The 17152-nt window shown below is 69.8% G+C and carries 15 protein-coding genes and 1 tRNA gene; 1 reads left to right on the top strand and 15 read right to left on the bottom strand.

The window, feature by feature from the left end:
* Positions 1-60: 60 nt before the first annotated feature.
* From ACWGIH_RS06930 to ACWGIH_RS06860, 15 genes are all read right to left on the bottom strand, one after another.
* The gene (locus tag ACWGIH_RS06930; protein ID WP_453452212.1) at positions 61-1317 is read right to left on the bottom strand and encodes a serine hydroxymethyltransferase; all 1257 of its coding nucleotides are present in this window, start codon (positions 1315-1317) and stop codon (positions 61-63) included.
* Positions 1318-1433: 116 nt separating this feature from the next.
* Positions 1434-2075, bottom strand: a complete 642-nt coding sequence (locus ACWGIH_RS06925; protein ID WP_363209286.1) for an arsenate reductase/protein-tyrosine-phosphatase family protein — start codon at positions 2073-2075, stop codon at positions 1434-1436.
* A complete protein-coding gene (locus ACWGIH_RS06920; protein WP_453452213.1) occupies positions 2072-2719 on the bottom strand; it encodes an L-threonylcarbamoyladenylate synthase in 648 nt (215 codons plus the stop codon). The genes ACWGIH_RS06925 and ACWGIH_RS06920 overlap by 4 nt, the downstream gene beginning before the upstream one ends.
* A 47-nt stretch (positions 2720-2766) precedes the next feature.
* Positions 2767-3612 carry a peptide chain release factor N(5)-glutamine methyltransferase gene (gene prmC / locus ACWGIH_RS06915; protein WP_361050016.1) on the bottom strand — a complete coding sequence of 282 codons (846 nt, stop codon included), beginning with the start codon at positions 3610-3612 and terminating at the stop codon, positions 2767-2769.
* A 36-nt stretch (positions 3613-3648) separates the two neighbouring features.
* The gene (gene prfA, locus ACWGIH_RS06910; protein ID WP_365820548.1) at positions 3649-4725 is read right to left on the bottom strand and encodes a peptide chain release factor 1; all 1077 of its coding nucleotides are present in this window, start codon (positions 4723-4725) and stop codon (positions 3649-3651) included.
* A 135-nt stretch (positions 4726-4860) separates the two neighbouring features.
* Positions 4861-5079, bottom strand: coding sequence for a 50S ribosomal protein L31 (gene rpmE, locus ACWGIH_RS06905; RefSeq protein ID WP_363209283.1), 219 nt, complete (start codon positions 5077-5079; stop codon positions 4861-4863).
* Between the two features lie 168 nt (positions 5080-5247).
* Positions 5248-6372 carry an LCP family protein gene (locus tag ACWGIH_RS06900; protein WP_453452214.1) on the bottom strand — a complete coding sequence of 375 codons (1125 nt, stop codon included), beginning with the start codon at positions 6370-6372 and terminating at the stop codon, positions 5248-5250.
* Between the two features lie 327 nt (positions 6373-6699).
* Positions 6700-8769 (bottom strand): transcription termination factor Rho, encoded by a 2070-nt coding sequence (rho, locus tag ACWGIH_RS06895; RefSeq protein WP_453444286.1) that lies wholly within the window; start codon positions 8767-8769, stop codon positions 6700-6702.
* 372 nt (positions 8770-9141) lie between these two features.
* Positions 9142-10059, bottom strand: a complete 918-nt coding sequence (gene thrB / locus ACWGIH_RS06890) for a homoserine kinase (RefSeq protein ID WP_453444284.1) — start codon at positions 10057-10059, stop codon at positions 9142-9144.
* Between the two features lie 308 nt (positions 10060-10367).
* The gene (gene thrC, locus ACWGIH_RS06885) at positions 10368-11426 is read right to left on the bottom strand and encodes a threonine synthase (protein WP_363209279.1); all 1059 of its coding nucleotides are present in this window, start codon (positions 11424-11426) and stop codon (positions 10368-10370) included.
* Positions 11427-11432: 6 nt separating this feature from the next.
* The gene (locus ACWGIH_RS06880; RefSeq protein WP_453444283.1) at positions 11433-12725 is read right to left on the bottom strand and encodes a homoserine dehydrogenase; all 1293 of its coding nucleotides are present in this window, start codon (positions 12723-12725) and stop codon (positions 11433-11435) included.
* A 198-nt stretch (positions 12726-12923) separates the two neighbouring features.
* Positions 12924-14315 (bottom strand): diaminopimelate decarboxylase, encoded by a 1392-nt coding sequence (gene lysA, locus ACWGIH_RS06875; RefSeq protein WP_453444281.1) that lies wholly within the window; start codon positions 14313-14315, stop codon positions 12924-12926.
* Positions 14312-14461 carry a hypothetical protein gene (locus ACWGIH_RS06870; protein WP_453444280.1) on the bottom strand — a complete coding sequence of 50 codons (150 nt, stop codon included), beginning with the start codon at positions 14459-14461 and terminating at the stop codon, positions 14312-14314. The genes lysA and ACWGIH_RS06870 overlap by 4 nt, the downstream gene beginning before the upstream one ends.
* 20 nt (positions 14462-14481) lie before the next feature.
* Positions 14482-15750, bottom strand: a complete 1269-nt coding sequence (nrtL, locus tag ACWGIH_RS06865) for an ArgS-related anticodon-binding protein NrtL (RefSeq protein ID WP_453444279.1) — start codon at positions 15748-15750, stop codon at positions 14482-14484.
* Between the two features lie 412 nt (positions 15751-16162).
* Positions 16163-16681, bottom strand: a complete 519-nt coding sequence (locus tag ACWGIH_RS06860; protein WP_453444277.1) for a response regulator — start codon at positions 16679-16681, stop codon at positions 16163-16165.
* Between the two features lie 165 nt (positions 16682-16846).
* Here ACWGIH_RS06860 and ACWGIH_RS06855 point away from each other — a divergent pair.
* A tRNA-Arg gene (locus ACWGIH_RS06855) sits at positions 16847-16918 on the top strand.
* Positions 16919-17152 lie beyond the last annotated feature (234 nt).

Raw genomic sequence — 17152 nt, 5'->3', positions numbered from 1 at the left:
CGAACAAGTCCGGCTTGGATCTCGGTTTCTTTTTCCAAGCCGGACTGCTCTTCGTACACTTCAGTACGGAGAAAACTCACTTGCCAGTTCGCGCGCAAGTTCTCGTACCTTGACGCTTTCCATGTCCTCACGGACCGCTGCGTCGAAGAGCCTCGTGATGCGCACCATCTCGGCCTCCGTCATGCCCTGCGTCGTGACGGCCGCGGTGCCGAGCCTTAGTCCGCGTGCCTCGCCATGGGGCAGCGCGCAGGTGTCCAACACAATCCCGGCCGCCGCGAGTCTGCCGCAGGCCCTGTGAGCCTCGACTTCCACAGGTGCGGGGTCTGCCAGAACAAGATGTGTGTCGGTACCGCCTGTGGCGATCCCGAAGCCCGCTGCCGCAAGGCCGTCCGCGAGGATCCGCGCATTGGTGACGACCTGGTGGGCGTACGCGGTGTAGGCCGGGGTTTCCGCCTCGCCGAACGCGACGGCCTTGGCGGCGATCGTGTGCATCTGGGCGCCGCCCTGCGTGAAGGGGAACACCGCCCGGTCGATGCGTGACGCGAGTTCGGTCCCGCACAGGATCAGGCCGCCGCGCGGGCCGCGGAGCACCTTGTGGGTCGTGGCGCAGACGACGTCGGCGTACGGCACGGGGCTGGGGGCCGCTCCGCCCGCGATCAGGCCGATCGGGTGGGCGGCGTCGGCGATGAGGTACGCGCCGACGTCGTCGGCGATGTCGCGGAACGCCGCGTAGTCGATGTGCCGGGGGTAGGCGATGGAGCCGCAGACGATCGCCTTCGGCCGGTGCGCGCGGGCCAGGGCCCGGACCTGGTCGTGGTCGATGAGGCCGCTGTCCGGGTCGACGCCGTATCCCACGAAGTCGAACCAGCGGCCCGAGAAGTTCGACGGCGAGCCGTGCGTGAGGTGTCCGCCGTACGGCAGGCCCATGGCGAGCACGGTGTCGCCGGGGCGCAGCAGGGCGGCGTAGGCGGCGAGGACCGCGGAGGAGCCGGAGTGCGGCTGCACGTTGGCGTGCTCGGCGCCGAAGAGGGCCTTGGCGCGGTCGACGGCGATGCGCTCGGCGACGTCCACCAGCTCGCAGCCGCCGTGGTGACGGGCGCCGGGGTACCCCTCGGCGTACTTGTTGGCGAGCGGTGAGCCCAGTGCGGCGAGCACCGCAGGCGAGGTGAAGTTCTCCGCGGCGATGAGCTGCAGGCTGGACGCCTGCCGGTCCTGCTCGGCGAGGAGGATCTCCGCCATCTGGGGGTCCGCGCGGCGGAGCGCGTCGAAGTCAGCGGGCGCCGTCGGGGCGGCGGTGGGTGCGGTGCTGACCGGCATCTTGGGCTCCGGGCCTCACGAGGGGTGCGGGTCCCTCCAATGTAGGCCTGCCACACCAAGCCCGCGCGGCGTCAGCTCGATCCTCCGAAGGGACTCGATCTGTCGAAGAGAAAGGTTTACGCCTTGGCCCGCACGCCGGTCAGCGCCGTCACCACCGGGTCGAGCGCCTCGTTGATCTCGTCGCCCACCGAGCGGAAGAACGGCAGCGGCGCCCCGTAGGGGTCGTACACCTCGTCGGCCTCCGCCGTGGGCGCCAGGAGCCAGCCCCGCAGCGCCGCGGCGGCCCGCACGAGGGCCCTGGCCCGCTCCACCACTCCCCCGTCGGGATGCGGCAGCGTCGCCGGATCTATGGCCCGCACGAGCCGCGTGAACTCCTTGAGCGTGAACGTACGGAGCCCCGCCGAGTGGCCCATCGAGATGACCTGCGCCCGGTGGTCCCGGGTGGCCGTCAGGACGAGGTCCGCCCGGATGACGTGCTCGTCGAGGAGCTCGCGCCCCTTGAAGCCGGAGGCGTCCGCGCCGAAGTCGGCGAGCACCGCCTCGGCGTTGGTCTCCATGGGGGCGCCCTCGTGCCCCCACGTACCCGCGCTCTCCACGATCAGACCGCCGGTGAAGGGATCACCCAGGCGGTCGGCCAGGGCATGCCTGGTCAGCCGCTCAGTGATCGGCGAGCGGCACACATTTCCGGTGCTGACGTGGAGGATGCGGAACGAATCGGGATAAGCCGCTATGCCACGCCCCGTCTCAGGGGCTGTCAATTCGCCACCTCGAGGTCGGGTACCACCTTGCGGAGCTCCTCCGCGGTCAGGGCGCCCGCGCGCAGCAGCACCGGAACCTGCCCGGTGACGTCCACGATCGAGGAGGGGACGATGCCCGGCGTCGGGCCGCCGTCCAGGTACACGGAGACGGAGTCGCCGAGCATCTCCTGCGCGGCGTCGCAGTCCTCGGGGGACGGGTGTCCCGTGAGGTTCGCCGAGGAGACCGCCATGGGGCCGACCTCGGTGAGCAGTTCGATGGCGACGGGGTGCAGCGGCATCCGGATGGCGACGGTCCCGCGGGTGTCCCCGAGGTCCCACTGGAGCGACGGCTGCTGCTTCGTGACCAGGGTCAGGGCCCCGGGCCAGAAGGCGTCGACGAGCTCCCAGGCCGACTCGGAGAAGTCGGTGACCAGGCCGTGCAGCGTGTTCGGGGAGCCGATGAGGACAGGCGTGGGCATGTTGCGGCCACGGCCCTTGGCGTCGAGCAGGTCGGCGCACGCCTCCGGCGTGAAGGCGTCGGCACCGATCCCGTAGACGGTGTCGGTGGGCAGGACGACCAGCTCGCCACGGCGGACGGCCGACGCGGCCTCGCGCAGACCGGTCGCACGGTCGGTCGCGTCATTGGTGTCGTATCGCCGTGCCATCTAGCGGGCCTCCTCGTACACGTACTGCTGGCTTGAAGTGGTGGGGCTCACGGCATCGCCTTGCGGGCTGTCGCGAACCTCGGCCTGTTGTTGAGGTCGGGGTGGTCGGCCGCGTCGGCCCAGCCCCGCTCCTCGGTGAAGATCCACGGCACCTGGCCGCCCTGGGTGTCCGCGTGCTCGATGACAACGACGCCGCCGGGCCGAAGGAGGCGGTGGGCGGTGCGCTCGATGCCCCGGATCAGGTCGAGGCCGTCCTCGCCGGAGAAGAGCGACAGCTCCGGGTCGTAGTCGCGGGCTTCCGGAGCGACGTACTCCCACTCGGTGAGCGGGATGTACGGCGGGTTCGAGATGAGGAGGTCGACCTGACCGTCGAGCTCCGGAAGGGCGTCGCGCGCGTCGCCCTGGGAGAGCTTGACCCTGGACCCCTCGACGTTCTTCCGCGTCCACTTCAGGGCGTCCTCGGAGAGCTCCACGGCGTGCACACGCGAGCGCGGGACCTCCTGCGCCATGGCCAGGGCGATGGCCCCGGAGCCCGTGCAGAGGTCGACGATGAGCGGCTCGACGACGTCCATCGCACGCACGGCGTCTATGGCCCACCCCACGACGGACTCGGTCTCGGGCCGCGGCACGAAGACGCCGGGCCCCACCTGCAGTTCGAGGTAGCGGAAGAAGGCGCGCCCGGTGATGTGCTGGAGCGGCTCGCGGGCCTCACGGCGCGCGATCGTCTCCCAGTAGCGGGCGTCGAAGTCCGAGTCCTTGACGGAGTGCAGCTCGCCCCGCTTCACGCCGTGCACGAAGGCCGCGAGCTCCTCCGCGTCGTTGCGCGGCGAGGGCACGCCGGCGTCGGCCAGCCGCTGGGTGGCCTGAGCCACTTCCGCGAGCAGCAGGTTCACGCTGGTCCTCCGGGGGGCAGTGCGGTTGTCGGGTGCTTACGCGGCCGCGAGCTTGGCTGCGGAGTCCGCGTCGACGCAGGCCTGAATGACCGCGTCGAGGTCTCCGTCGAGCACCTGGTCCAAGTTGTACGCCTTGAAGCCGACACGGTGGTCCGAGATCCGGTTTTCCGGGAAGTTGTACGTCCGGATCTTCTCGGAGCGGTCGACGGTGCGGACCTGGCTGCGACGGGCGTCCGCGGCCTTGCTCTCCGCTTCCTCCTGCGCCGCGGCAAGGAGCCTGGAGCGCAGAATACGCATCGCCTGCTCCTTGTTCTGCAGCTGGCTCTTCTCGTTCTGGCAGGACGCCACGACGCCGGTGGGCAGGTGCGTGATGCGCACCGCGGAGTCGGTCGTGTTGACGGACTGGCCGCCGGGGCCCGACGAGCGGTAGACGTCGATGCGCAGGTCGTTCGCGTGGATCTCGACGTCGACCTCCTCGGCCTCCGGCGTCACGAGGACACCGGCCGCGGAGGTGTGGATGCGGCCCTGGGACTCGGTGGAGGGCACACGCTGCACGCGGTGCACGCCGCCCTCGTACTTGAGTCGCGCCCAGACGCCCTGGCCGGGCTCGGTCGCGCCGTTGCCGCCCTTGGTCTTCACGGCGACCTGGACGTCCTTGTAGCCGCCGAGCTCGGACTCGGTGGCATCGATGATCTCGGTCTTCCAGCCCACGCGCTCCGCGTACCGCAGGTACATGCGCAGGAGGTCGCCGGCGAAGAGCGCCGACTCGTCACCGCCCGCGCCCGCCTTGACCTCGAGGATGACGTCCTTGTCGTCGCTGGGGTCGCGGGGCACCAGGAGAAGCCGCAGCTTCTCGGTGATCTCCTCGCGCTGCTTGTCCAGCTCCTTGACCTCCGCGGCGAACTCCGGGTCCTCCGCGGCCAGTTCACGGGCCGTCGCGATGTCGTCGCCGGTCTGCTTCCAGGCGCGGTACGTCGAGACGATCGGGGTGAGCTCGGCGTAGCGCTTGTTGAGCTTGCGCGCGTTGGCCTGGTCGGCGTGGACCGAGGGGTCCGCGAGCTTCGTCTCCAGATCGGCGTGCTCGCCGATCAGTTCCTCGACCGCCTCGAACATCGGGGTCTCCTGAGTTTTCTACGCGAAGGTACTGCGCAAGGGTTCTACGCGAAGGTGGCTGCTGCGATCAGACGGCAAAGCGCCGGTCCCAACCGCCCCCTCCCGGGGGCGGCCGAAGACCGGCGCAGTGGCTCGCTACTTGTTGGCTGCAGCCTTGCCGAAGCGGGCCTCGAAGCGGGCCACGCGGCCACCGGTGTCGAGGATCTTCTGCTTGCCCGTGTAGAACGGGTGGCACTCGGAGCAGACCTCGGCACGGACGGTGCCGCTGGAGATCGTGCTGCGGGTGGTGAACTCCGCGCCGCAGGTGCAGCTGACCTGGGTCTCGAAGTACTCGGGGTGGATGTCGCGCTTCAAGGTGTCTCCTAGTTTCGGGAGGGCGCCGGGTCGTACGTGCGGATTGCTCGTACGTGAACCGGGGCCGACGTACCAGTCTGCCAGGACTGGTCGCATCTGCCCAAACCGGGGTGGGCGCCGTTCTATTCCCGGCGGGCCGCCGAGGGCGCCGGGAACGGGTCGGGGCGGCTAGTCGCTGGTCACGACATCGCTCGCGTCGCCCTTGTCGCCGGCGGACTTCTCGGTGGCGGACTTGGGGATGGGCTTGTCGGCCTTGAGCGCGTCCCAGACCTGCCGGTCGGCCTTCTCCAGGGGCAGGACGCGGTTGGGGTCCGCCGGGTCGTACTGGACGGGCATCGTGACCATCTTCATGTCGCCCGCGCCGATGCCCTTGAGGCCGCCCGCGAAGCCCGCGAGGCTCTTGACGTCGTTCAGGTCGGAGTCGGTGGTGATGGCGCTGGTCGCGTCGTTCGCCAGGTCGTAGAGCTTCTTCGGGTTGCTGAAGACGCCGACGTCCTTGACCTGGTTGATCAGGGCCTTGATGAAGGCCTGCTGCAGCTGGATGCGGCCGAGGTCGCTGCCGTCGCCGACGCCGTGCCGGGTGCGGACCAGGCCGAGGGCCTGCTCACCGGTGAGCTGGTGCGTGCCGGCCTTCAGGTTGAGGTGGCTGTCCTTGTCGTTGATCGCCTTCTTGGTGGTGATCTCGACGCCGCCGAGGGTGTTGATGAGCTTCTTGAAGCCGGAGAAGTCCACTTCCACGTAGTGGTCCATCCGGATGCCGGACATCTTCTCCACGGTCTTGACGGCGCAGGCGGGGCCACCGACCTCGTACGCCGTGTTGAACATCTGCCGCTGTCCGCCCGGGTCCGTCTTGCCGTCGTCCGTCTGGCACTCGGGGCGGGATATGAGGGTGTCGCGGGGTATCGAGACGACGCTGGCCGTCTTGTGGCCCTTGTTCACGTGCACGACCATCGCCGTGTCCGAGCGGGCGGCGCCCTCGTCCTTGCCGTACTTGGCGTTGTCGCCGGAGCGGGAGTCCGAGCCGAGGACGAGGATGTCCTGGGAGCCGTTGTCGACGTTCTCCGGGCGGTCCGTGCCGAGCGCCGCGTTGATGTCGACGCCCTTGATGTTGCCGTTGAGCTTGAAGTACACGAAGCCGAGGCCCGCGCCGCCGAGGACGACCACCGATGCCGCGGTCCACGCGGTGACGACGAGGACCTTGCTGCGCTTCTCGCGCGGCTTGCGACGCCGACCGCCACCGCCTCGGGCGCGTTTGGGTGCCGTATCCGCCGCGGGTGCGCTCTCGTCGGTCATGTGCTCCTCAGTCCTCGTCGGGTCGGCTACCCCCTGCTTTCAGGGTCAGGCGTGGTCTGGCGTCATTGGTCAGACGTGGAAACCGAAAGAAGGGTTGCACAGCGATTTGTGAGCGCCCCTGCGCGCACATGTGACGCATCGTGCACTCCTTTCCCACCCTTTTAGCTTCTCACCTGCGGTTTCTTCCGTCACGGTGCTACTGCCCGTGACCATAAGGATCTCTTAGACGTGTGGCCAAGGTCATTCCGCGCTCGTCGCGCGCCCCCTACGACGCGAAGGGCCGCCCCCGTCGGATGACGGGGGCGGCCCTTCGCGATGCCGCGGGGACTAGTCGTTGCCGTTGCCCGGCGTCGGGGTCGTCTTCGCGATCTGCATGAGGAACTCGGCGTTCGACTTCGTCTGCTTCATCTTGTCGAGAAGCAGCTCGATGGCCTGCTGCGAGTCGAGCGCGTGCAGCACCCGGCGCAGCTTCCAGACGATCGCCAGCTCTTCGCTGTTGAGCAGGATCTCTTCCTTGCGGGTGGAGGACGCGTCGACGTCCACCGCCGGGAAGATGCGCTTGTCGGAGAGCTTCCGGTCGAGCTTGAGCTCCATGTTGCCGGTGCCCTTGAACTCCTCGAAGATCACCTCGTCCATGCGCGAACCGGTGTCGACGAGCGCCGTGGCGAGGATGGTCAGCGAGCCGCCGTCCTCGATGTTGCGCGCCGCACCGAAGAAGCGCTTCGGCGGGTAGAGCGCGGTCGAGTCGACACCACCGGACAGGATGCGGCCGGAGGCCGGAGCCGCCAGGTTGTACGCACGGCCCAGACGGGTGATGGAGTCGAGCAGGACGACCACGTCGTGACCCAGCTCCACGAGACGCTTGGCGCGCTCGATGGCCAGCTCGGCGACCGTGGTGTGGTCCTCGGCCGGACGGTCGAAGGTCGAGGAGATGACCTCGCCCTTCACCGACCGCTGCATGTCGGTGACCTCTTCCGGACGCTCGTCGACCAGGACGACCATCAGGTGGCACTCGGGGCTGTTGGTGGTGATCGCGTTCGCGACCGCCTGCATGATCATGGTCTTGCCGGTCTTCGGCGGAGCCACGATCAGACCGCGCTGGCCCTTACCGATCGGCGACACGAGGTCGATGATGCGGGTGGTGAGCACGCCCGGGTCGGTCTCCAGACGGAGCCGGTCCTGCGGGTAAAGGGGCGTCAGCTTGTTGAACTCCGGTCGCCCGCGCCCGGATTCGGCCGCCATGCCGTTCGCCGAGTCGAGGCGGACGAGCGCGTTGAACTTCTCGCGGCGCTCGCCGTCCTTGGGCTGGCGGACGGCGCCGGTGATGTGGTCACCCTTGCGCAGACCGTTCTTGCGGACCTGGGCGAGCGACACGTACACGTCGTTCGGACCCGGGAGGTAGCCCGAGGTACGGATGAACGCGTAGTTGTCGAGGATGTCCAGGATGCCCGCGACGGGGATCAGTACGTCGTCGTCGGCGACCTGCGGCTCGCTGGCGCCGCCGAACTCGTCACGGCCGCGACGGCCACGGCGGTCGCGGTAGCGGCCACGACGGCCGCGACGGCCGCTGCCGTCGTCGTCGAAGTCGTCCTGCGGTCCGTTGTCGCGCTGGTCGCGCTGGTCCCGCTGCTGACGGTCCTGGCGGTCGCCGCGGTCCTGACGGCCGCCGCCCTGCTGACGGTTGCCGCCCTGCTGCTCGTCGCCCTTGTTGCCACGGCGGTCGCGGTCGCGGCCACGGCCCTGGCGGTCACGGCGGTCACGGCGGCCGTCGGCGTTGTTGTCGCCGGAGCCGTCGCCCTTGGCCTCGGACGCGTCCGTCCTGGCGTCGTTCTTGTCGGCCTTGGCGTCGTTCTTGGGCTCGCTCTTCGCCTCGGCGGTGACCGTCTCGGGGCTGCCCGCGTCGGCGGTGGCACGGCGACGGCGGCGCTCGCCCTTGTCGGCACCCGCGGGCTGGCCCGGGATGTCGATCTGCTGCTGGGCGGCGTCATCGGCCTTGGCCGGCTGCTCGGCCTTGTCGGCCTTGCTCGCCTTGGTGGCCTTGTCGGCGCCCGTCGAGCTCGCGGCGGTGTCCTCGCCCGTCCGGGCCTTCGAGGTGGCGCGGCGCTTGGGCTTCGTCTCGCCCTCAGCGGCGGAGGCGGGCGCGGCGCTCTTGGCGGAGGCACCCCCTCCGGCCTGCGCCTCCTTGATGACCTCGATCAGCTGGCTCTTGCGCATCCGCGCGGTGCCCTTGATACCGAGGCCGGATGCGACCTGCTGCAGTTCCGCCAGCACCATGCCATCGAGGCCGGTGCCGCGGCGCCGCCGGGACCCGGCCGAAGCACCGGTGGCAGGCGCCGCAGAGGCGTCCGTGGCGGGCGTGTCGGCAGTCACGCCCATCAGATCGGTGGTGTCGCTCACGAAGGGTCCTTCCCTGGAGCGGACGTCGGCCTGTCTGGCTCGGCGACCGGTTGTGCTGTCCGGAGGTCCTTTGGTGTGTGGACCGTGCCGGGGCGGTGGTCCGCCAACGCGCGGCGGAAGAATTCACTGGTGATGGCGAGTCCCGGTGAGGTGCCACTGAGGTGCGGTGTCACTCGGCTCGGTCACGCCGGTTCCGGAGCGTGCTCGGCACCGCTCAGTGCGAGGCACAGAGCAGTTTGGGAGGCTCCCGGAAGGATGGATGTCCCGGACGGGGACACGAAGCACCTCGCCATGGTGGGGTCGGGTGCAGACTTGAGGTTAACACTACCGGATCCAACAAACATTCCCCCTCTTCTAACCGGCTAACGGGTGTCAGGGCGCAAGCGGCAACACGCTCGCGCCGGACGCGTCGAGTGCCAGACGGTTGGCCGCCCAGCCCTCGCCGGCAAGGCGTGCGACCTTGTCCGCCGCACTCTCGTCGGCCAGCGCGAGGACCGTGGGTCCCGCGCCGGAGATCATCGCCGGTACACCGTCCGCGCGCAGGCGCTCGACCAGGGCGGCGCTCTCGGGCATGGCGGGTGCGCGGTAGTCCTGGTGGAGACGGTCCTCGGTCGCGGGGAGCAGCAGCTCGGGGCGCCTGGTCAGGGCCTCTACGAGCAGCGCGGCCCGGCCCGCGTTGGCGGCGGCGTCGACGTGCGGGACGGTGCGCGGAAGCAGTCCGCGCGCGGTCTCGGTGAGGACGGGCTTTCCCGGTACGAACACCACCGGAACGACGGACTCGGCGGGCTCCATCCTGATCGCCCGCGCCGCTCCCCCGTCCATCCAGGAGAGCGTGAAACCGCCGAGCAGACAGGCTGCGACGTTGTCCGGGTGGCCCTCGATCTCGGTGGCGAGCTCGAGCAGGGCGTTGTCGTCGAGCCGGGCGTCGCCGCCTATCGTCACGGCGCGCGCGGCGACGATGCCCGCGCAGATGGCGGCGGACGAGGAGCCGAGGCCCCGGCCGTGCGGAATGCGGTTGGCGCAGACGATCTCGAGCCCGCGCGGCTGTCCGCCGAGCAGGTCGAAGGCGGTGCGCAGGGAACGTACCAGCAGATGTGACTCGTCGCGTGGGAGCGTCTCGCTGCCCTCACCTGCGATGTCGATGTTCAGTCCGGTGTCGGCCACCCGCACGACGACGTCGTCGTACAGACCCAGCGACAGGCCGAGGGCGTCGAAGCCCGGGCCGAGGTTGGCGCTGGTGGCGGGGACGCGCACCCGGACGGCGGCGGCGCGGAACGCGGGACCGGCCATCGCTCGATGACTCTCCTTGAGCTGCGATCTTTTGAGGACTTGCCACGTGATGAGGCACTACCCGAAGGCCGCTCTGCGGCAGCACCGCGGCATATGCGGCGGGGCGGGTTCGGTACAGCCTATCGAAGGAAGGTTCTGTGGCGACATAGGGCGCACAGGAGGCGCACGATGCGTGTCGTAAGCCCCCTGTGCACCCCCTATGCGGAGTTGCGGGTTTTCCAGGCGGTTATGCCCGCCGTCCGGTTGCGGTTATCCCGGACCGGCACGGTTATGCCAGATCCGGGACGCTCGCGCCAGACCGGATTCGGCTACGCCAGACCCAGACGCTCGGCCGCGGCGGCCGAGTCGACCGGAACCGTGACCGGCTGCGGTGCGCCGGCGACGGCCCAGTCCGGGTCCTTGAGGCCGTTTCCGGTGACGGTGCAGACGATGCGCTGCCCCTTGTCGACCTTGCCCTGCTCGGCCGCCTTCAGCAGACCGGCGACGGAAGCGGCCGACGCCGGCTCGACGAAGACACCCTCCTGGGACGCCAACAGCTTGTAGGCGCGCAGGATCTCACGGTCCGTCACCTCGTCGATGAAGCCGTCCGACTCGTCGCGCGCGTCGAGGGCGTACTGCCACGACGCGGGGTTGCCGATGCGAATCGCGGTGGCGATGGTCGACGGGTCCTTGACGATCTCGCCGCGCACGATGGGCGCGGAACCGGAGGCCTGGAAGCCCCACATACGAGGAGTGCGCGTCGAGATCGAGTCGGCGGCGTACTCCTTGTAGCCCTTCCAGTAGGCCGTGATGTTGCCCGCGTTGCCCACCGGAAGCACGTGGATGTCGGGGGCGTCACCGAGCGCGTCGACGATCTCGAACGAGGCGGTCTTCTGGCCCTCGATGCGGAACGGGTTGACCGAATTGACCAGCGCCACCGGGTAGTTCTCGGAGAGGGCGCGGGCGAGGTTCAGGCAGTCGTCGAAGTTGCCGTCGACCTGGAGGATCTTCGAGCCGTAGACGAGCGCCTGGCCCATCTTGCCGAGCGCGATCTTGCCCTGCGGCACGAGGACGGCGCAGACCATCCCGGCGCGTACGGCATAGGCGGCGGCCGAGGCCGACGTGTTGCCGGTGGAGGCGCAGATGACGGCCTTGGCGCCCTCCTCCTTGGCCTTCGTGATCGCCATCGTCATGCCGCGGTCCTTGAAGGACCCGGTCGGGTTGGCACCCTCGACCTTGAGATGCACCTCGCAGCCCGTGCGCTCGGAGAGCACCTGCGCGGGCACGAGCGGCGTGCCGCCCTCGCGGAGCGTCACGACCGGCGTCGTGTCGGAGACGGGGAGACGGTCCCGGTACTCCTCGATGATTCCGCGCCATTGGTGGGTCATTGCTGGTTACTCTCCTTCAACCCGCATGATGCTGGCGACACCACGCACGGTGTCGAGATTCCGCAGCGCCTCGACGGTGCCGGTGAGGGCGGCGTCGGGCGCGCGGTGGGTGACGACGACGAGGGAGGCCTCGCCGTCCTTGCCCGTCTGACGGACCGTATCGATCGATACGCCGTGCTCGGCGAAGACCGTCGCGACCTGGGCGAGGACACCCGGCTTGTCGGCCACGTCGAGGCTGATGTGGTAGCGCGTGACCACCGCGCCCATGGAGCTCACGGGCAGCTGGGTGTACGCGGACTCGCCGGGCCCGGTGGCCTCGCCGATCTTGTTGCGGCAGACGGCGACGAGGTCGCCGAGAACGGCCGACGCGGTGGGGGCGCCGCCCGCGCCGGGCCCGTAGAACATGAGCTGACCCGCGGCCTCCGCCTCCACGAACACGGCGTTGTACGCCTCGCGGACCGACGCGAGCGGATGGCTGAGCGGAATCATCGCGGGGTGCACGCGCGCGGTGACGGACCCGCCGTCGGCGGCGCGCTCGCAGATGGCGAGCAGCTTGATGGTGCAGCCCATGCGCTTCGCGGACGCGAAGTCTGCGGCGGTCACCTCACTCATGCCCTCGCGGTAGACGTCGTCGAGACGCACGCGCGTGTGGAAGGCGATACCGGCGAGGATCGCGGCCTTGGCCGCGGCGTCGAACCCTTCGACGTCGGCGGTCGGGTCGGCTTCCGCGTACCCGAGAGCGGTGGCCTCGTCGAGGGCTTCCTGGTAGCCGGCACCGGTGGTGTCCATGGCGTCGAGGATGAAGTTGGTGGTGCCGTTCACGATCCCGAGAACGCGGTTCACCTTGTCCCCGACGAGGGACTCCCGCAGCGGCCGGATGAGCGGGATGGCACCGGCGACGGCAGCCTCGTAGTAGAGGTCCCGCCCGTGCTCCTCGGCGGCGGCGTGCAGCGCGGCGCCGTCCTGCGCGATGAGCGCCTTGTTGGCGGAGACGACGGACGCGCCGTGCTCGAAGGCGGTGGTGATGAGGGTCTTGGCGGGCTCGATGCCCCCGATGACCTCGACGACGACATCAATGTCACCACGTTTGACCAGCGCGGTCGCGTCCGTGGTGACGAGTGAAGGATCGATTCCGTCCCGCACCTTCGACGGCCGGCGCACGGCCACCCCGGCGAGTTCCACCGGGGCGCCGATCCTGGCCGTGAGGTCGTCGGCGTGCGTCGTCATGATGCGCGCCACCTCTGAGCCGACAACCCCACAGCCCAGCAGCGCCACCTTCAGCGGACGCGTACGCATCATCCGACCTCACTTCTCATACATCTACAGTGGGACCAGTCTCACCCACCGGATCGTGGTTTCTATCCACTGTCCGGACTGTGAGACATCTATTTCACTGGCCGATACTCGCCAGTCGCGCTTCTCGACGTTATCCCGAGTTGCCCCGACCGATTGTTTCCACGGTTGTTTCCACGGTCGGCCTCAGGTTGTTCCGCTTGTTCAGCCGACATCGAGACGCAGGAGATCTTCCTCCGTCTCGCGCCGGACGATGACCCGCGCCTCGCCGTCCCGCACGGCGACGACCGGCGGGCGCAGGGCGTGGTTGTAGTTGCTCGCCATGGAACGGCAGTACGCGCCGGTCGCGGGTACCGCGATCAGATCGCCCGGCGCGAGGTCCGCCGGAAGGAACGCGTCCTTCACCACGATGTCCCCGCTCTCGCAGTGCTTGCCGACGACGCGCACGAGCATGGGCTCGGCGTCGGACTCACGCGAGACCAGCGCGACGCTGTACTCGGCGTCGTAGAGAGCCGTACGGATGTTGTCGGACATGCCGCCGTCGACGGAGACGTAGGTACGCAGTCCTTCGAGGGGCTTGACGGTGCCGACCTCGTAGAGGGTGAACGCGGTGGGCCCGACGATGGCGCGTCCGGGCTCGACGGAGATACGAGGGGTGCGGAGGTTCGCCGACTCGCACTCACGCGTGACGATCTCGCTCAGCGCCTTGGCGATCTCGTGCGGCTCACGGGGGTCGTCCTCGGAGGTGTAGGCGATGCCGAGGCCACCGCCGAGGTCGATCTCGGGCAGCTCGATGCCGTGCTCGTCCCGCACCTCGGCGAGCAACTGCACCACGCGCCGGGCGCTGACCTCGAACCCTGCCATGTCGAAGATCTGCGACCCGATGTGCGAGTGCACGCCGATGAGCTCGAGCCCGTCGAGCTGCAGAGCCCTGCGCACGGCTTCGGCGGCCTGCCCGCCGGCGAGGGCGATGCCGAACTTCTGGTCCTCGTGCGCCGTGGCGATGAACTCGTGGGTGTGGGCCTCGACGCCGACGGTCACGCGGATCTGCACGCGCTGACGGACGCCGAGCCGGTCGGCGATGTGAGCGACGCGCACGATCTCCTGGAAGGAGTCGAGCACGATGCGCCCGATGCCCGCCTCGATCGCCCGCTCGATCTCGCTCTCGGTCTTGTTGTTGCCGTGGAAGGCGATGCGGTCGGCGGGCATGCCGGCGGCCAGGGCGGTGGCCAGCTCGCCGCCACTGCAGACGTCGAGGTTGAGCCCCTCCTCGTGCAGCCACCTCACGATGGCCCGCGAGAGGAAGGCCTTCCCCGCGTAGAAGACGTCGGCGTCGGAGCCGAAGGCGCCGCGCCAGGCGTGGCAGCGGGCACGGAAGTCGGCCTCGTCGAGGAAATAGGCGGGGGTGCCGAACTCCTCGGCGAGCCGGGTCACCTCGACGCCGCCGACGGTGACGACACCGTCGGCGCTGCGCCCGACGGTCTGGGACCAGACCTTCGGGTCGAGGGAATTCAGGTCGTCGGCCGGGGCGGTGTAGTGCCCCTCAGGCACTACGTCGGCGTGGCGGGGCCCGGCGGGGTGTGCGGAACGGCTCATGTCGCGGTCGTCTCTCTCACTTCGGTCACGTCAGTCACGTCGGGGGCGTCGGGCGCGTCGGGCACGTCAGCCATGTCGTCGATGGCTGGCGCGTCGGTTGCGTCGGGCGCGTCGGTTGCGTCGGCCGCTTCGCCCATGTCTGTCACGTCGGTCGCGTCCCTACGTGTCACAAGTACTCGGGGGCACTGATGCCGAGCAGGGACAGGCCGCCGGCAAGCACCGTCCCGGCGGCTTCGGCGAGCGCGAGCCGGGCGCGGTGGGCGGCCAAGGGTTTCTCGTCACCGAGCGGCAGAACGTCGGGCTGAAATGCGAGGAAGGCATCAGCGATGACGACGAGATGCCGGGCAAGCCGATCGGGCGCACGGTGCCGGGCGGCCGCGGCGAGGATCCGGGGCTGGTCGACGAGGGCGTCGAGCAGATCCCACGCCTCCGGCCCGGCTATGTCCCCGGGCTCGGCGCGGAAACCGAGGGCGGCGGCGTTGCGGATGAGGGCACGGACGCGGGAGTGGGCGTACCGCACACGGAAGAGGGGATTGCTCGCACGCTGGACCAGGTGCTCGTCGCTGATACGGGGCCGATCGTGACCGGCGGGACTGAGCAGGGCCCAGCGGGCGGCGTCGGAGCCCAGGGGGATGGGGCCGGCGGGGGCGGGGCGGGGGCGCAGGATCTCGGCGCCCGCCGGCGGCTTCCCGCAAGCATCGACGTACACACCGAGCCCGTCGGCCACCATCCAGCTGGGGTCGGGGGCGTCGTCGCAGGTGAGGCGTACGGGGATGCCCTGGGTACGGAGGATGCGGCGGAGGGCGTCGGCTTGGACGGCGGCGCGGGGTTCGTGGGGGAAGTGGAGGGTGAGGGGGGAGCTGGGGGTGGTGGGGGCGGTGGGGCTGGTGGGGCTGTCCGCCGGGTCGGGGAGGACGTGGCCGTAGTGGGCGCCGCGCTCCAGTACGTCCCGTACGAGGGCGGCGCTGCCGTTGCTCTGCTGGTGGGGGGCGGGGGTGCCGGGGTCGAGGGAAATGTCGCCCTGATCGAGGACGCTGCTGCCGGGCCGGCTGGTGCGGGGGCCACCGCGATCGAGGGTGATGTTGAGGAACCCGGGCCCGGTGATGTCGATGGCCGCGATGCCGGGCTCCATGGCGAGCCGCGGGGAGAGCACCTCGGCGACTTGCCGAGGCGAACGTCCGGCGGCGCGGGCGATCTGCAGGGCGACGTTGGTGGCGTAATCCCCACACCCACCGGGACGAGGCCGCTCGACGACGACTCGCCAGGACGAGCCGCCACCGCTCCCAAGGTCACCGAACTCCTCGAGACCACTCCGCTCCCCGAGACCACTCGTCCCACCCGGACCGCAGAGCTCTCCAAGCCCACTGAGCTCGCCGTCATCGACGGCACGACGCATGGCGCGCAGCACGGTGCGGGAGAGCTCGACGGGGGTCACGGGTCAAGCGTATGGGAGGAGGGGGGTGGGGACGCGACCTGGTTTCCCTGATGGTCCGGGATGTGGACGGGGGTGGTCTTTAGGGCGTGGTCTTCGGGGGGTCGTCTTGAGGACGGCGACTGAGACGATCTGGCGGAGTGTTGGTGGGGGCCCGGCCGGGGGGGCCGCTGGGGTGACCCGGCGGGGCGCGCTACGGGCGAAGGTGGTGAGGCGCTGGGGGCGAAGGTGGTGAGGGTCAGCGCGGGAGCCGAGCCGAGAAGTCCGAGCCGGTCGGGGCGGCCACCTTCGGGGCGGGTGGGGAGGGCTGTTGCGGCGGGCGGGGGCCGGCCGCCGAGCCGGTCGGGGTCAGCCACTGGGGCAGGCAGGGCCAGTTGCCCCGGCGGGCGAGGCCCAGCTACCGGGAGGGCAGGGATCAGCCGCCGGGGCGTCCGGCACGCTCGGCTTCATCGGCGGCGGCGCCAAACTCACCGCCGAGCGACCCACCGCCACTCGCGGTCCCGCCACGCCTGCCGCTCTCCATCAACTGCCTTACGATGCGGAGCAGTTCGGCAGGCTCGAAGGGCTTGGCCAGGAAGGCGTCGACGCCGACCTCGAGCCCGTTCTCCACCTCGTACTGGGTGCAGGCGCTGACGATGACGACGGGCAGATCGCGGGTCCGCGGATCGGACCGCAGCCGAGCCGCAGTACGCAGCCCGTCAAGGCGGGGCATCACCACGTCGAGCGTGACGACATCAGGTCTGACCTGGTCGACCACATCCAGACATTCGGCACCATCAGCCGCGGTCACGACCTCGAAGCCCTCCAGCTCGAGGTTGACCCTGATCAGCTGCCGGATGACCTTGTTGTCGTCCACAACAAGCACGCGGCCTGACACGCCTGACACAACTCGAGAGTAGGTCCGCGCCCACCACCGCGTCCGGGTTTTCCCCACTTCCGCCCCGCACGGGGGATCGCGCGGCGGAGCCAGGGGCGACCTCTGGGACGCAGGGTGCGGATGCGCCCGCCCTCACGCCCGCGGAGTGCGGAAATACCTGTTCATGGGGAGCCGTTAGGAGCTGGTAGGGTTCTACACGTCGCCGCGCAAACCGGCCGACACGCCCCCGTAGCTCAGGGGATAGAGCAACGGCCTCCGGAGCCGTGTGCGCAGGTTCGAATCCTGCCGGGGGCACACTGTGCAAGTGTGTCCAAGACCCCGTCACCAGCGGAAACGCTGAGGCCGGGGTCTTCGCGTATCTACAGGCGCGTGCAGCCGTGTGCCGCCCTGAGTGGCCCTATGTCAGAGTCTGCGGACTATCAGTTCCCACAAACGACGAGGGCCCCCAGACAGGTCCAGGGGCCCAGCGTTACGACGCGTGCGGTCGATCAGTCAGTCGTAAAGGAACTGTATGGCGGCCAGCCTCGC

This window comes from Streptomyces sp. NPDC054872 (assembly GCF_053610705.1).
This window is presented reverse-complemented; position numbering and strand designations above follow the sequence as displayed.

Bases quoted from the DNA above. Each gene is read 5' to 3' on its own strand.
- thrC (WP_363209279.1), bottom strand. From the start codon at position 11,426: ATGACCCACCAATGGCGCGGAATCATCGAGGAGTACCGGGACCGTCTC.
- ACWGIH_RS06930 (WP_453452212.1), bottom strand. From the start codon at position 1,317: ATGCCGGTCAGCACCGCACCCACCGCCGCCCCGACGGCGCCCGCTGAC.
- lysA (WP_453444281.1), bottom strand. From the start codon at position 14,315: ATGAGCCGTTCCGCACACCCCGCCGGGCCCCGCCACGCCGACGTAGTG.
- ACWGIH_RS06920 (WP_453452213.1), bottom strand. From the start codon at position 2,719: ATGGCACGGCGATACGACACCAATGACGCGACCGACCGTGCGACCGGT.
- prfA (WP_365820548.1), bottom strand. From the start codon at position 4,725: ATGTTCGAGGCGGTCGAGGAACTGATCGGCGAGCACGCCGATCTGGAG.
- thrB (WP_453444284.1), bottom strand. From the start codon at position 10,059: ATGGCCGGTCCCGCGTTCCGCGCCGCCGCCGTCCGGGTGCGCGTCCCC.
- ACWGIH_RS06880 (WP_453444283.1), bottom strand. From the start codon at position 12,725: ATGATGCGTACGCGTCCGCTGAAGGTGGCGCTGCTGGGCTGTGGGGTT.
- ACWGIH_RS06900 (WP_453452214.1), bottom strand. From the start codon at position 6,372: ATGACCGACGAGAGCGCACCCGCGGCGGATACGGCACCCAAACGCGCC.